The following is a 15058-nucleotide window of genomic DNA, read 5'->3' on the forward strand; positions in this document are numbered from 1 at the left end:
TCCAAAAAATATATATGAATTTAACAAAACCAACAACTGGTAATTGTTTGTTCTGTGGTACAGAGTTGCACCATACCTTCGTAGATTTAGGAATGTCCCCTCCCTGCGAAAGCTATCGCAAACCAGAACAGCGAAATGAAATGGAGCCTTTTTATCCACTGCATGTTTATGTTTGCGAACAATGTTTTTTAGTACAACTTCAAGAATACATTAGCCCAGAAAATATATTTAGTGACTACGCCTATTTTTCTTCTTACTCTGATAGCTGGTTACAACATGCTAAAAGCTATGTTGAAATGATAACAAATCGTTTTCAATTAAACCAGCAAAGTCAAGTCGTAGAAATTGCTAGCAACGATGGTTACTTACTGCAATATTTTGTAGCAAACAGCATCCCCGCAATGGGAATCGAGCCGGCTGCAAATGTCGCTGAGGTAGCTATGAAAAAAGATATCCCCACAGTTGTAAAATTCTTTGGGGAGGAGACAGCTAAAGAACAAGTTATTCAAGGAAAACAAGCAGATTTATTACTAGGAAATAACGTCCTTGCCCATACGCCCTATCTCAATGATTTTGTCAAAGGGATGAAAATTATCCTCAAGCCACAAGGGGTAATAACGATGGAATTTCCTCACCTCATGCGGTTAATGGCGGAAAATCAATTTGACACTATCTATCATGAACACTTCTCTTATTTTTCGTTCATCACAGTAGAAAAAGTTTTTAACGCCCACGGACTGACTATTTTTGATGTAGAAGAATTAACTACTCATGGCGGTTCTTTGAGAATTTATGCTCGTCATACTGAAGACTCTTCTAAACCTATTACCCAGCAGGTCTTAGAACTGAAATATAGAGAAGAAGCACAAGGCTTTACACGCTTAGAACACTATTTTGATTTTGGTGAACAAGTTAAAGAAACCAAACGCAAGTTACTAGATTTCTTGAGCAAGGTTAAACGAGAGGGAAAATCCATTGTCGGTTATGGTGCGCCAGGTAAGGGAAATACTCTCTTGAACTATTGTGGTATCCGCACAGATTTTCTTGACTACACAGTAGACCGTAGTCCTTACAAACAAGGTCTATTTTTACCAGGGACTCATATTCCAATTTTTCATCCAGACAAAATTACAGAAACAAAGCCTGATTACGTACTAATCTTACCCTGGAATCTGAAAAATGAAATTATGACACAAATGGCTTACATTCGGGATTGGGGAGGTCAATTTGTAGTACCAATTCCTGAAGTTAATGTCTACTCTTAAGTATTTGATATTTTTGCATAATCAAAAAGGGGGAAATTGACATGAAAGTAGTTTTATTTTGTGGCGGTTTGGGAACCAGAATGAGAGAATATTCAGAAAGTATTCCTAAACCAATGGTGAATATTGGTTATAGACCGATATTATGGCATGTCATGAAATACTACGCTCACTATGGACATAAAGATTTTATTTTGTGTCTTGGTTACAAATCTGACCTAATTAAAAGCTATTTTTTAAATTACAATGAATGGCTTTCTAATAATTTTAGCCTTTCCAATGGAAGCCAGATTCAGTTGTTTAACCGTGATATTCAAGATTGGAATATCACATTTGTAGACACAGGTTTGACTGCTAACATTGGTCAAAGATTCAAGGCGGTAGAAAAGTATCTAGAAGGAGAAGAAGTATTTTTAGCTAACTACAGCGATGGGTTGACAGATTTACATCTACCGACACATATTCAGCAATTTTATCAGCGTGATAAAATAGGTAGTTTTTTGTGTGTCAGACCAAGCCAAAGTTTTCACCTAGTTGACGTAGAAGAGGATGGTTTGGTGAGTGATATCAAAGATGTAAAGCAACGTGATATTTGGATTAATGGAGGATATTTTATCTTTAAAAAAGAGATTTTTAACTACATTAATTATGGTGAAGAACTTGTCATTGAGCCTTTTCAGAGACTAATTGCCAAAGAAGAACTTTTTGCGTATAAATACACTGGCTTTTTCGGCGTAATGGACACGTTTAAAGAGAAGCAACAGTTGGATGATATGTATGGTCAAGGCGAAAGACCTTGGGAAGTCTGGAGAGATAAACGTCTAGAAGTAAATTATATATGATCCAACTCAGCTTTAACAAACCAGAAAAATCTGAGTACAAAATCCTTTGTTTAGGTTCTCATTGTGATGATATCGAGATTGGTTGTGGAGGCACAATCTTAAAGCTGATAGAGAATTACCAGCAAGTAATTATCTATTGGGTTGTTTTTAGTTCCAACGAGCTAAGAGCAAAGGAAGCAACGGCGAGTGCTAGTACTTTCTTAACAGAAATCCCTTTAAAGAAAATTATTATTAAAAATTTTAGAGATGGATTTCTACCTTTTCAAGGCATAGAGGTTAAAGAATGCTTTGAACAGTTGAAGCAAGAATTTTCACCTGATATAATATTCACTCATTACCGAGAGGATCGCCACCAAGATCACCGATTAATTTCTGAGCTAACTTGGAATACTTTTAGAAATCATTTAATTTTGGAATATGAGATTCCCAAATATGATGGCGATTTCGGTATTCCTAATTTTTTCGTTCATTTAAATGAGGCAATTTGCCGCCGGAAAATTAAATATATTTTGGATGCGTTTCCCACTCAAAAAAATAAGCAATGGTTTACAGAAGAAACTTTCCGTTCCATCTTGAGAATCAGGGGAATGGAATCAAATTCACCGAGTAACTATGCAGAAGCATTTTATTGTCGAAAAATATTTTTTTAAAAAATTAACAATTTAGCTTTTTTCACATTTGCAAATTTATGATATTTACCGAAACTAAAATCAAAGGGGCATTTATTGTTGATTTAGAATTGCAACGAGATCGGCGAGGATTTTTTGCTCGGACTTTCTGTATTCATGAGTTTGAAGCTCGTGGTTTAAAATCTAATGTTGCCCAATGCAACTTATCTTTTAACTATAAAAAAGGGACGTTGCGGGGTATGCATTATCAAATGCCTCCTTCTCAGGAAACAAAATTTGTGCGTTGTGTTCAGGGAGCAATTTATGATGTGATTATCGATTTGCGCCCAGAGTCTACTAGCTATTTATCTCATATTGGGGTAGAGTTGACAGCTAAAAATTACCTTGCTCTTTATATTCCAGATAGTTGCGCTCATGGGTTCCAAACACTCACTGACGAAACCGAAGTCAGTTATCAAATGGGTGACTTTTATGCCCCAGAATATTCATCTGGCTATCGTTATGATGACCCAGCTTTTGGTATTGAATGGCCGTTACCAATAAGCGAAATAGCTGAGAAAGATATGGCTTGGGCTTTATTTGAACAAACAAATGTTGGGATAAGTGGGGGGTATAAAAATTTAAATGACAAACAATAATCAATCTGTAATTGATTACAATATGCAAACCAATTTTGCAACAAGTGATATTGGTCAAGATATCTATCAACTGATAACTAAACTATATCCTATCTGTCGCAGTATTACAGGTAGCGGTTTTAGAGAAACTCTGAAAATTCTCCAGGAGTATATTCCTTTGTCAGTACACAAAGTACCGACAGGAACTGAAGTATTTGATTGGACAGTTCCGAAAGAATGGAATATTAAAGATGCTTACATTAAAAACTCTCAAGGGAAGAAAATTGTAGATTTTGCTAACTCAAATCTACATGTTGTCAACTATAGTATTCCTAAACATCAAAAGTTATCTCTTCAAGAACTAAAATCACATATATTTACACTTGTCGATTATCCTAATTGGATTCCCTACCACACTTCTTACTATAAAGAAACTTGGGGCTTCTGCATAAGTCACAATCAATACTTGGAACTCAAGGATGAAGAGTATGAAGTATTTATTGATTCGTCTCTGGAACCAGGCAATCTTACTTACGGTGAGTATTATATTCCAGGAGAAACTACTGATGAAGTCTTAATTTCTTGCCATGCCTGCCATCCTTCACTGTGTAATGATAATCTTTCGGGAATTGCGATCGCTACTTTTATCGCTAAATATTTAAGTCAAACCACACCAAGGTATTCCTATCGATTTCTCTGGATTCCAGGAACCATTGGCTCAATTACATGGTTGGCTCTCAACGAAGATAAAGTCAGTAATATTAAGCATGGTTTGGTATTAAGTTGTTTAGGCGATTCAGGAAAATTTACGTATAAAAAAAGCCGTAGAGGTGACACTGAAATTGATAAAGTCGCTGCTTACGTACTCAAAAATTTAAAGCAGGATTACGAAATTATCGATTTCTTCCCATTCGGCTACGATGAGCGACAATACTGCTCACCTGGATTTAATTTAGCTGTAGGTTGCTTGATGCGATCGCCTCATGGTAGTTTTCCCGAATATCATACCTCAGCAGATGATTTAAGTTTTGTTCAACCCCAATATCTTGCAGAGTCGTTATTACAATGTATCTCAATATTACATATCCTCAATAATAATAAAATTTACTACAATCAAAATCCCAAATGTGAGCCACAGTTGGGGAAAAGGGGTCTATATAATGGTCATCAAAATAGTAGGATAAATCAAATGGCGATTTTGTGGGTTTTGAATTTATCCGATGGTCAGTATACTCTACTAGATATTGCCGAAAGATCGGGAATGTCATTTGATGTGATTAAACATGCTGCTGATACATTACTTGCACATGATTTGCTGGCTTCTCTCAAAAGCTAATGAAGGCATGGGAAATACTACACTTTTGCAAGCAGCCATAACATTAGCCCAAAAGTAAGGGAATTTTCATAATTATCGGTTGCGATACGCGATCGCATACGTTTATGATTCTCAAATAAACTGATTCACCACAGAAACATAGTGATGTTGATAAGAGGCAGGGGGCAGGGGGAACTAAAGGTACAAACCTCACCCGCAAGTCGTGTGAAAGCTCCCTTGCTCCTTTTCCCCGTTGGTTGAAACCTCACCCGCAAGTGGCGTGATTTTTCCCCCTGCTCCCTTGCTCCCCCGGTTACTGAGCGTAGTCGAAGTATGCTCCCCTGCTTTTTCATACTCTCCATACGATCATACTGGGAATTCGACCATTACTGACGTTCTTTTTTTTACAGGTGTTTAAAGTAAAGTTCTATACTTAAAAGTTTACAGTGATAATTTTCATATTTACCTCCCAAAGTCAAGCTATAAAAACATTTTATTAAAATCAACTACTGAGATTGCAGCAGTTTTTAATAATAAAATTCAAAAAAATAATTTATTTAAGTCGTAATTTTACGGTTTTTAATGACTAATCTTTAAAGTTACGATCTTACCAAAGGTGGTAAAAGTAACAGTACTTTTGTATGTACTTTATTGCATCATCGAAAAATAGTTTAGTTGGAGTTTCTGTTAGCTTTTTGCACAAATGTGAGGAGAGTTTTCAGAACGTTTTCTGCCACAGTTTATGAGGTACATTGTTTATTCTGATAGCGATTACAATCACTGTGGCAGCATCTTAAGCTAACAAACTTTCTGACTTTCTCAATAAGCACTCTCTCAGGTTTTTGCCTAAGCAGTGCTATGGCTGACTGGATAACCAAGTCGGTTACAAACCCGTTGTCTATCATTAGGAACATAGAAATGAAATCAATTCTTGAGTTGATTGAGCAGAAGAACCGGGAATATGCCAAGTTGCCGTTCTTTGAGTATATGAAAGACGAGTCCATTGATCCACGGCAGAGGCTAGCCTTTGCACCTGTGATTGCTCCACTGGCACTGGAGTTCAGTGAGTTGTGCAAACGAGTTCTCAGAGATGAGCCAACGACTAATTACATTCAAGAGATGGTGAATCTGCACACGCACGAAGAACATTTTCACTGGCAATGGTTACTAGAAGACATGGAGAAGATGGGGATTGACTATCCTATGCGGTTCAGTGATGCGGTGCGATTCCTTTGGAGCGATCATACCAAGGTTTCCCGTTCCATGTTTCCTATATTTGAGCGGTATACTCGTGGAGCAGATCCCATCATCAGATTAGTTGCCATTGAGGTATCTGAGGTGACGGCGAATGTCTTTTTCCGTTCAACCATGTCTGCGGCCTTGCAACTGCAAGAAATGACTCAAACAGAGTTCCGTTACTTTGGTATGCGTCATAACCATATCGAAAATACCCACACTCTTCATACTCCTGCTTCTTTGCAAATAATGAAAGAGATTGAGGTGCCAGAAGAGATTCGTCAACAAGCACTTGAATTGATTGATGTGGCGTTTGTGTATTTTACAGACTTGATCAATGAGTTTTTGGTCTATATTAAGACCCATTCTTATCAAGAACCCTTTTCTAAAGTGTATCAACCAGAGCGATCGCTAACATCTGCCTAAGCTATCTGTTCAATTTTCATTCATTCGGCGACGGTAAAAGAGTCAAAGCCTTTTACCGTCGTTTTTTTAACATTTTGAGAAGTCTAAGTCCCTCGCTTATATTGCGCGACAAGTTTTGCGGTGGGGTTAAAATCTCCATTACAAAACTTAATTACGAATTATATAATGTCTGCTTGATTGCTTAATGAAACTGAAGAACCCCACCCCCGCCAAAGCTATGCTTTGTCTCCCCTCCCCGCAAGCGGGGAGGGGTTTAATGACTGTGGTTAGCATAACTATTTATGCGGACATGATATTACGAATTACGTAAAGCCTGCGGCATAGCTTCGCTTAACGCGTAGCGTGCCGGAGGCTCAATTACGAATTACGAATTACGAATTACGAATTATTTCAACGGTGACAGCTACTGTATAAATAGCATTGCGCTCTTGCTGAATTGGTTGAATTGCTCCATCATAGTCAGTGGCTCGACTCATCAAGGTATATTTTCCTGGCGCTGGTGGAGTCCATTGAAACGTGAATCGTTGCCAGGCATATTGCAGGCGTGGTTCAACTTTAGCAGTTTGCCAGGTGATACCACCATCTGTACTGACATCCACCGACTGGATACCCGTGGAAGCCCAGGCCCAGCCCCAATGTGTCTGAGGTTGAAGGTATAGTACCTCATTTTGAGAGGGAGAAACAATTACAGACTCCGGTGCAACTTCCCAAACGGGTTTTAAAGTTGCATCATCGCCTCCAACTCTATCGTTATAGAAAGTTGTTGTAAAGGGCCCTGGCGATCGCCAATCTGTGACATAAATATCTGAGAGCCACTTTACAAAGTTCGTGCCATAGTAACCTGGAACCACCAGCCGCAACGGAAAACCCCGCTCTGCTGACAGAAACTCACCGTTAAGCTTATACGCTAGCAGCACATCATTATCCAATGCTTTTTCGATAGGAATATCTTTAATATATGAATCACTAGAAACTCCTTCATAAACACCATAATCATCTCCTATAAACCAGAGATAACGGGCTTCCGGTTTAACTTGCAATTGATTAAGAATTGCTCTCAGCGAAACTCCACCCCATGTAACATTACTAATGAGTCTTGTGGGAACTTTTGGTTGAAGTGGATTACCTGAACATTGGTGAAAAACAGTTAATTCACGATATTCCAGACTCAGCAAATTCTCATACGACAACTCAAGATTCTGCTCTACTAATCCCGAAATTTTCAACTTCCATTGCTTGATGTCAATGGCTGGGATTCCCAGATGACTGAGAACGAACAGATGGTTTTCAGGAGTAATAAAAGACTTAAGATTGTGAACATCCACTGGAAACTTTGCAATCATTCCAACGTAGCTCATACTCTTGTCTTCTAAAGTTTTGCTAAACTCATTCATTTAAGCAACCTCCTATTAAAAATTTTTCAACATTTTTTGGTATTGCTGATTAGATATATGAATCTTAGTGTAGAGACATTGCATTGCAACGTCTCTACAAGGGACTGACAAGAAATAAATTATCCATCTTGTGGGGTGGGCATCCTGCCCGCCCTGAATATGTGACGGGTGCGGACACCCATGCCACAAGAAAATTTGGGGTTACAGGGGATAAATATAAGTACCTAAAATCATAGCTAAACACTTTTAAAACAACCTCTAAGACTGGACTGTAGTTTACTGTCATAACATACCCATTTCGTAGATCAATAACTTCGCCAAAAAAAGAAAATGAAGAGATAGGACAAATGTAGTAGACCGTATTTTTACAGGCGTTGAACTCTCGTAAATTCCCACAGGGTATTGCCCCTATTGAAAAGAGGCAGGGGCAGTTCCAATACAGTTCAGTTAAGCAATTTTTTCCTTTTCTTTCTTCTCTCTGTGTCGCGCCAGTTGCTTCAAGTCGGGGAACCGCAAGGGCGCACTGGCTTCTCTGCGTCTTGGCGGTTCGTAAAAAAAATGACTTTGACAAAGAGTGCTAGCCTTAACCCAAGCGTATCGGGGGCAGTTCTTGCTGGGGGAGCAGGGGGACAAGGGAGACAAGGGGAAATTATTGAACAAGTCTCTCGCCTCTTCCTTGTCTCCATTGTCTCTTCTTCATGCCCCCAGCAAGAACCAATACTGTTCGGTTAAGACAAGAGACGCGATGAATCGCCGTCTCTACAATAATCAGTCTTTGCGATCTATAATTTTCATCAAAAAACCTTAACCGAACCGTATTGTAGCAAAAACTACCTCTTCATTGAACTATACCCGGTTGAGCTAAATCAACTGGATTTCTCAATTTTCTACCTTCAGAAAATTACATCATGAATTGTGATACTTCGAGTTAATTAGGGAAAACTGAACTCAGGTTATCCAGTAGCAAGTTTTATGGTAGAGAATCGAGTTGATGTTCCCGGCTATGGGATTGGTGAAAGAATTTACACTAGCACTCGCACCCTGGTTTACCGAGGTTGGCGAGAGTCCGATCAAACTCCTGTTGCGATCAAACTTCTGAAAAGTTCTTATCCCAGTGTGATTGAGTTGGCTCAATTCAGGAATCAATACATAATTACAAAAATCTTAAATGTTCCTGGGGTTGTTCGGATCTATAGTCTGGAGAGTTGTCAAAATCGACCCGCCCTGATTTTAGAAGACTTTGGCGGAATTTCTTTGAAGGAGTACAGTGCTTTTAGAAGGAAAGGACTCGGTGAGACAGAAAATCAGGAAAATTCCTCATCTCTGCATCCTGATTTTTTGACTGAGTTTTTACAGATTGCGATCGCACTTGCCGATATTCTGGCCGATCTCTACCATCACGAAATTATCCACAAGGATATCAAACCCGCCAATATTCTCATAAATCCTACCACAAAGCAGGTCAAACTCATTGACTTTAGTATTGCTTCCCTGCTGCCGAGAGTTAACCAAGTTTCAACTAGCCCGGCTGTTTTAGAAGGAACCCTTGCCTATCTCTCCCCCGAACAAACCGGGCGAATGAATCGGGGAATTGATTATCGCACTGACTTCTATTCTCTCGGAGTCACTTTCTATGAACTCTTAACTGGGCAATTGCCATTTCAATCGGATGATTTGATGGAATTGGTGCATTGTCACATAGCGAAACAACCACCACCTTTAGGGAATAGAGAAGAGATTCCCCAAATTCTTTGTGATATCGTGATGAAACTGATGGCGAAGAATGCTGAAGACCGCTATCAGAGTGCATTAGGGCTAAAGCACGATCTGCAAATTTGTTTGGATCAATTGCAGTCAAGTGGAAATATTATCCCATTTCAGCTAGGGCATAGGGACGTTTGCGATCGCTTTGCGATTCCCGAAAAACTCTATGGACGGGAAGTAGAAGTGGCGATGCTGCTAGCAACCTTTGAGCGGGTGCGCCAGGGAACTTCTGAAATGATGCTGGTGGCAGGTTCTTCTGGCATTGGGAAAACAGCAATTGTCAACGAAGTTCACAAACCAATCACCCGTCAGCGCGGATACTTTATCAAGGGCAAATTCGATCAATTTAATCGGAATATTCCCTTTTTTGCGTTGGTACAGGCGTTTCGGGACTTAATGGCACAACTGCTGACAGAGAGTGATGCTCAAATTGATCAGTGGAAGACTCAAATTTTATCTACATTGGGTGAAAGTGGTCAAGTAATTATTGAGGTGATTCCAGAACTCGAACGAATCATTGGAAAACAGCCCTCCCTCCCCAAATTATCGAGTACTGCTGTCCAAAGCCGCTTCAATTTGCTGTTTCAGAAATTCATTCAAGTATTCACAACCCAAGAGCATCCCCTGGTTATTTTCCTCGATGATTTACAGTGGGCAGACTCGGCTTCTTTAAAACTGATGCATCTGTTGATGAGTGAAGCTAGCAACTCTTATTTATTAGTGATTGGAGCATATCGAGATAATGAGGTTTCCTCTGCACATCCCCTAATCTTGACCATTGAGGAAATGCGTCAAGAAGGGATTACAGTTAGTAGTATTGTTCTTTCTGCCCTTACCGAAACCGACCTAAATCAACTGATTGCAGATACCCTCAAATATTCAACAGAACAAGCAATTGCGATCGCTAATCTGGTGTATCAAAAGACCAAAGGCAATCCATTTTTCACTAACCAGTTTCTCAAGTCGCTGCATGAAGATGGGCTGATTGCTTTTGCCGGCAGAACAGGAGATTGGCAGTGCAATCTGGCTCAAATTCGGGCGCTATCTTTTACAGAAGATATTGTCGAGTTTGTGGCGTTGCAACTTTACAAATTACCACCGCAGACTCAGGATGTTCTCAAACTGGCTGCTTGTGTCGGCAATCAGTTTGATTTAGAAACCCTATCGCTTGTCTATGAAAAATCTCCAGCCCAAACCGCAGCAGATTTGTGGCCAGCCCTCAAGGATGAATTAATCTTACCCAGTGGGGAAGGGTATACATTCTTTCAGGATGAGTCTGTTGTCATGGATGATTTGACAAATGACAACACATCAATAACTATTACCTACAAATTTCTCCACGATCGCATTCAACAAGCCGCTTATTCACTAATTCCAGCCTATCAGAAACCAGCAACTCACCTCAAGATTGGTCAATTGCTGTTGAGCAAGTGGCAGGGGGGCAGGGAGCAGGGGGGCAGGGAGCAGGGGAGCAGGGGAGCAGGGGAGCAGGGGGAAATGACCTCTGCTCCTTTTCCCCCTGCTCCCTACCTCTTGTTGAGCAATATCCCGGAAACTGAGCAAGAATTGCTGATTTTTGAAATTGTCAATCAATTGAATATTGGCATAGAACTGATCGCATCTCAACCCGATCGCGATCGACTCGCACAACTCAACCTGCTGGCAGGAAAAAAAGCCAAATCTTCCACAGCTTACCAGGTAGCAATTGAGTATTTAACTACCGGGATTGGTTTATTGAGAAGCGACTGTTGGCAAAGTCAGTATGAATTGGCTCTAGCGCTGCACGAATCAGCCGCCGATGCTGCTTATCTTAGTGGCGCGTATGAACAGATGGAACAATTGGCTCGAACAGTCATCCAGCAAGCCAAAACTCCACTGGATCAAGTCGGCATTTACGAAACCAAAATCCAGGCGTATACAGCTAAAAATGATGTGCTGGGGGCGATCGCGATCGCCCGTCAGGGAATGAGTTTGTTTGGCGTGGTTTTCCCAGAAACACCCACCCCACAAGACATTCAGCAAGCCCTCCAAAAAACTGCTACTCTAATAAACGGTCGTGATATTGCAGAATTGCTTGACTTACCTGTGATGATAGCCGCAGATAAGCTAGCTGTCACCCGAATTGTGGCAAACGTTGCTCCAGCCGTTTACATTGCCGATCCTAATCTGTTTCCACTACTCGTCTTGTCCCAAGTTCAAGCATCCATTGAGTATGGCAATGCTCCATTTTCTGCCTTTTGTTATGGCTGTTATGGCATTCTGTTGAGTGGAATTATTCAGGATATTGAAACAGCAGATCGATTTGGCAACCTTGCCTTGGCACTAACTGACAAATTTAATATTAGCGACATCAAACCCACAGTATTTTATGTTGTGGGTGCTTTCATCACCTATTTGAAGTCTCCACTGCAAAAATCTTTGCAGTTAATGCTGGATGGTTACAAGATTGCTCTAGAAACTGGAAATGTATACTACGTAGGCTTCAATACCAAAGACATTTGCCAATATTCCTATTTTTTGGGTCGAGAATTGAACTCGTTAGAGCAAGACATCCGGGCTTACTGTCATGTTTTGGAAAATTTTAAGCAAGGTACGGCTCTAAACTATTGCCGTATCTTCTGGCAAACAGTTTTGAATTTGCAAGGGCTGGCTGAGAACCCATGTATTATAACAGGCGAGGCACTCAATGAAGCAGAATTTGTGAATCAACTGGTTCAAGCCAATGAATTAACTGGGCTTCACTATTTCTTCCTTCACAAATTGATTCTCTGTTATCTGTTTCAAAACCTTTCTCAAGCAGTGGAAACAGCCACTCAAGCCAGAGAATATCTAGTTGCAGGAACGGGCTATGCTACTGTGCCGATATTTTATTTTTATGATTCTTTGACGGCTTTAGCAGAGTATTCTACAGCTACGGCCTCTCGCCAAGAAACATTACTGGAGCGGGTTACAGAAAACCAGGAAAAAATGCAGACATGGGCGTATCACGCACCCATGAATTATTTGCACAAATTTGAACTGGTGAAAGCCGAAGAATGCCGAGTGTTGGGACAGATGGCCCAGGCAGTGGATCGTTACGATCGCGCGATCGCACAGGCAAAAGCTAATAGATATATTCAGGAAGAAGCCCTAGCTAATGAATTGGCTGCCCGATTTTATTTAGAATGGAACAAAGAAGGTATCGCCCAAATTTACCTAGAAAATGCCTATTATACTTACCTCAGTTGGGGAGCGATCGCCAAAGTTAACCAATTGGAACGCCAATATTCTCAATTATTGCTTAAGGTGTTTCAGCAGGATGAAACTACTTCTTCAACCCTCAGCACTACAATCGGATTCAGCCACAGTAGTTGCAGTGGAACTGAAGCATTAGATTTAGCAACAGTGATGAAAGCCTCTCATGCGCTGGCTGGAGAAATTGAGTTAGAAAAGCTGTTGACAACCCTGATGCAGGTTGTAATCGAAAATGCCGGGGCTGACAAATCGGTGCTTCTGCTGCTTCAAGAGGATAATTGGGTAGTTGTGGCTCAAAAAACTAGCCAAGCGATCTTTGAAGAAGAGCTATTTCTACCACGCCCTACGCCTACCCATGAAAACTTGGGGATAATAAACCTCCACTCCCTTCCTCTTTCAGCCAGTCAGGATGTTCCCAAGGCGGTTGTGAATTATGTCTCGCGTACCTCCGAAACCCTAGTGCTAGATGATGCCCGCCAAGAAACCACCTTCGTCAACGATCCCTACATCATTCTATGGCAACCCAAAAGCTTGCTATGTACACCTATTCACAATCGTGGACAACTCATTGGCATCCTATACCTAGAAAACAGTTTGACAACTGGAGCCTTTACGCAAAACCGTCTTGAGGTTTTGCGGTTACTCACAGCACAAGCTGCCATCTCGCTGCAAAATGCCATGTTGTATAACAATCTAGCTGTAGCAAAAGCCCAACTAGAAGATTACAACCACACCTTAGAGGAAAAGGTAGAGCAGAGAACTTTGGAATTGAATGAGAAAAATCAGCATCTCTCGGAAACTTTAGAAGAACTGCAACACACCCAAAGTCAACTGATTCAAACTGAAAAAATGTCTTCATTGGGACAAATGGTAGCAGGTGTTGCCCATGAAATTAATAACCCAATTAACTTTATCTATGGCAACCTCACCTATACCAATGAATATTGTCAAAATTTGCTGCACCTACTTGAACGATATCAACACTACTATCCTCAACCATTTGCTGAGATTCAAGAAGAACTAGAGGTAATAGATTTAAACTTCCTCAAATCAGACTTACAAAAATTGCTGAAATCAATGAAATTGGGGGCAGATCGCATCCGCCAAATAGTCCTTTCTCTCCGCAATTTCTCGCGTTTAGATGAGGCTGAAATGAAAAGTGTCAATCTTCATGAAGGCATTGACAGCACCCTGTTAATTTTACACTACCGTCTAGAAGAGAAAGCACACCGCCCCGGAATCTATGTGATTAAGGAATATGCACAGTTGCCAGAAGTTAATTGCTACGCCAGTCAGATCAATCAAGTATTTATGAATATTCTGAGCAATGCTATTGATGCCTTGGATTCATCATTCACAAGTGAAAATAGACAAACAAAAATCCCCACTATCCAAATTCGTACCAAAATGACTGATAGTGATACAATAACCATTCAAATTACAGATAATGGGTGTGGGATGTCTGACGAAGTAAAACAGCGTCTATTTGACCCATTTTTCACAACAAAACCTATTGGCACAGGAACAGGTTTAGGATTATCAATTAGCCACTCGATTGTAGAAAAACATGGGGGACGACTAAGTGTAATATCCGAACCCGGAAAAGGAGCGGAGTTTTCCCTTTATATCCCTTTGCATAATACGGTAGAGCGAAAAGTTCTGCGTTAGCGAAGCTCACCGAAGGTATCGCTTAAGTAAATGGGGCAGGGGGCAGGGGGCAGGGGGCAGGGGGGCAGGGAGCAGGGAGCAGGGGGAATGGAAAAAGAGCCAATTAAAAGTCATGAAGACTTGGAAGTATACAAAATGGCATTTGATGTGGCCATGAAAATCTTTGAACTGTCAAAGAAGTTTCCTGTGGAGGAGAAGTATTCATTGACTGATCAAATTCGTCGTTCATCTCGTTCTGTTTGTGCAAATCTTGCTGGATCTTGGAGAAAGCGGGGAGCATCCCAAATGTGCAAGTTTATTTTTATACGGGATTTTGGCTTAGAACAATAATGAAATAACGAACCGCCAAGGACGCCAAGAGCGCCAAGGAAAGAGGTTTTTACAGGGTTTTTGTGCCAGTCCTGTGCCTTTTGGCAAAATTGGGATGCTCCCAGAAAGCGTCGTTATGAGGCGGCTTTTGTGGCTAAATTAAATGATTGTGAATCGGAAGCGGCAGAAACCCAAACTTGGCTTAAATTCGCAGTTCAATGCAATTATCTAAACGTTGAAACAGGCAGAGAACTTTATGCAACTTACAACCGAGTTCTGGGCATTCTAGTAACCATAATCAACAATCCATCCCCCTGGCTCATCAAACGCTAATTATTAATCATCTCCCTGCTCCCTGCCCC

9 protein-coding genes and 2 pseudogenes are annotated in these 15058 nt (G+C 40.6%); 10 read left to right on the forward strand and 1 reads right to left on the reverse strand.

The features are described 5' to 3' along the window. The first annotated feature begins 14 nt into the window (after positions 1 to 14). From HWQ36_RS29140 to HWQ36_RS29165, 6 genes are all read left to right on the forward strand, one after another. Positions 15 to 1265 (forward strand): class I SAM-dependent methyltransferase, encoded by a 1251-nt coding sequence (locus HWQ36_RS29140; protein ID WP_292709336.1) that lies wholly within the window; start codon positions 15 to 17, stop codon positions 1263 to 1265. A gap of 41 nt (positions 1266 to 1306) precedes the next feature. Beyond that, positions 1307 to 2104 carry a sugar phosphate nucleotidyltransferase gene (locus HWQ36_RS29145; RefSeq protein ID WP_292709338.1) on the forward strand — a complete coding sequence of 266 codons (798 nt, stop codon included), beginning with the start codon at positions 1307 to 1309 and terminating at the stop codon, positions 2102 to 2104. Continuing rightward, positions 2101 to 2754: a PIG-L deacetylase family protein gene (locus HWQ36_RS29150; RefSeq protein WP_292709340.1), complete on the forward strand. Its 654-nt coding sequence runs from the start codon at positions 2101 to 2103 to the stop codon at positions 2752 to 2754. The genes HWQ36_RS29145 and HWQ36_RS29150 overlap by 4 nt, the downstream gene beginning before the upstream one ends. Before the next feature lie 38 nt (positions 2755 to 2792). Next, on the forward strand, positions 2793 to 3371 hold the full coding sequence (gene rfbC / locus HWQ36_RS29155; protein WP_292709342.1) for a dTDP-4-dehydrorhamnose 3,5-epimerase: 579 nt from the start codon (positions 2793 to 2795) through the stop codon (positions 3369 to 3371). After that, positions 3358 to 4686 carry a DUF4910 domain-containing protein gene (locus HWQ36_RS29160; RefSeq protein WP_292709344.1) on the forward strand — a complete coding sequence of 443 codons (1329 nt, stop codon included), beginning with the start codon at positions 3358 to 3360 and terminating at the stop codon, positions 4684 to 4686. Before rfbC ends, HWQ36_RS29160 begins: the two co-directional genes overlap by 14 nt. 897 nt (positions 4687 to 5583) lie before the next feature. Further along, the gene (locus tag HWQ36_RS29165; protein ID WP_292709346.1) at positions 5584 to 6327 is read left to right on the forward strand and encodes a hypothetical protein; all 744 of its coding nucleotides are present in this window, start codon (positions 5584 to 5586) and stop codon (positions 6325 to 6327) included. 371 nt (positions 6328 to 6698) lie between these two features. Here the strand turns inward: HWQ36_RS29165 and HWQ36_RS29170 are convergent, their stop codons facing one another. Next, positions 6699 to 7721, reverse strand: coding sequence for a molybdopterin-dependent oxidoreductase (locus tag HWQ36_RS29170; protein ID WP_292709348.1), 1023 nt, complete (start codon positions 7719 to 7721; stop codon positions 6699 to 6701). A 558-nt stretch (positions 7722 to 8279) separates the two neighbouring features. On the opposite strand from HWQ36_RS29170, the gene HWQ36_RS29175 reads away from it, so the two are divergent. The 4 genes and pseudogenes from HWQ36_RS29175 to HWQ36_RS29190 all read left to right on the forward strand — a co-directional run. Further along, positions 8280 to 8453: a hypothetical protein gene (locus tag HWQ36_RS29175; protein WP_292709350.1), complete on the forward strand. Its 174-nt coding sequence runs from the start codon at positions 8280 to 8282 to the stop codon at positions 8451 to 8453. A 240-nt stretch (positions 8454 to 8693) separates the two neighbouring features. Beyond that, positions 8694 to 14387, forward strand: a complete 5694-nt coding sequence (locus tag HWQ36_RS29180) for an ATP-binding sensor histidine kinase (protein WP_292709352.1) — start codon at positions 8694 to 8696, stop codon at positions 14385 to 14387. A gap of 87 nt (positions 14388 to 14474) precedes the next feature. Continuing rightward, positions 14475 to 14660: pseudogene (locus HWQ36_RS29185) on the forward strand (four helix bundle protein); the annotation flags it as partial. Positions 14661 to 14810: 150 nt separating this feature from the next. Then, a pseudogene (locus HWQ36_RS29190) lies at positions 14811 to 15029 on the forward strand (four helix bundle protein); the annotation flags it as partial. Positions 15030 to 15058: the final 29 nt, after the last annotated feature.

Source organism: Nostoc sp. NMS2, assembly GCF_017115105.1.
Lineage (GTDB): Bacteria > Cyanobacteriota > Cyanobacteriia > Cyanobacteriales > Nostocaceae > Nostoc.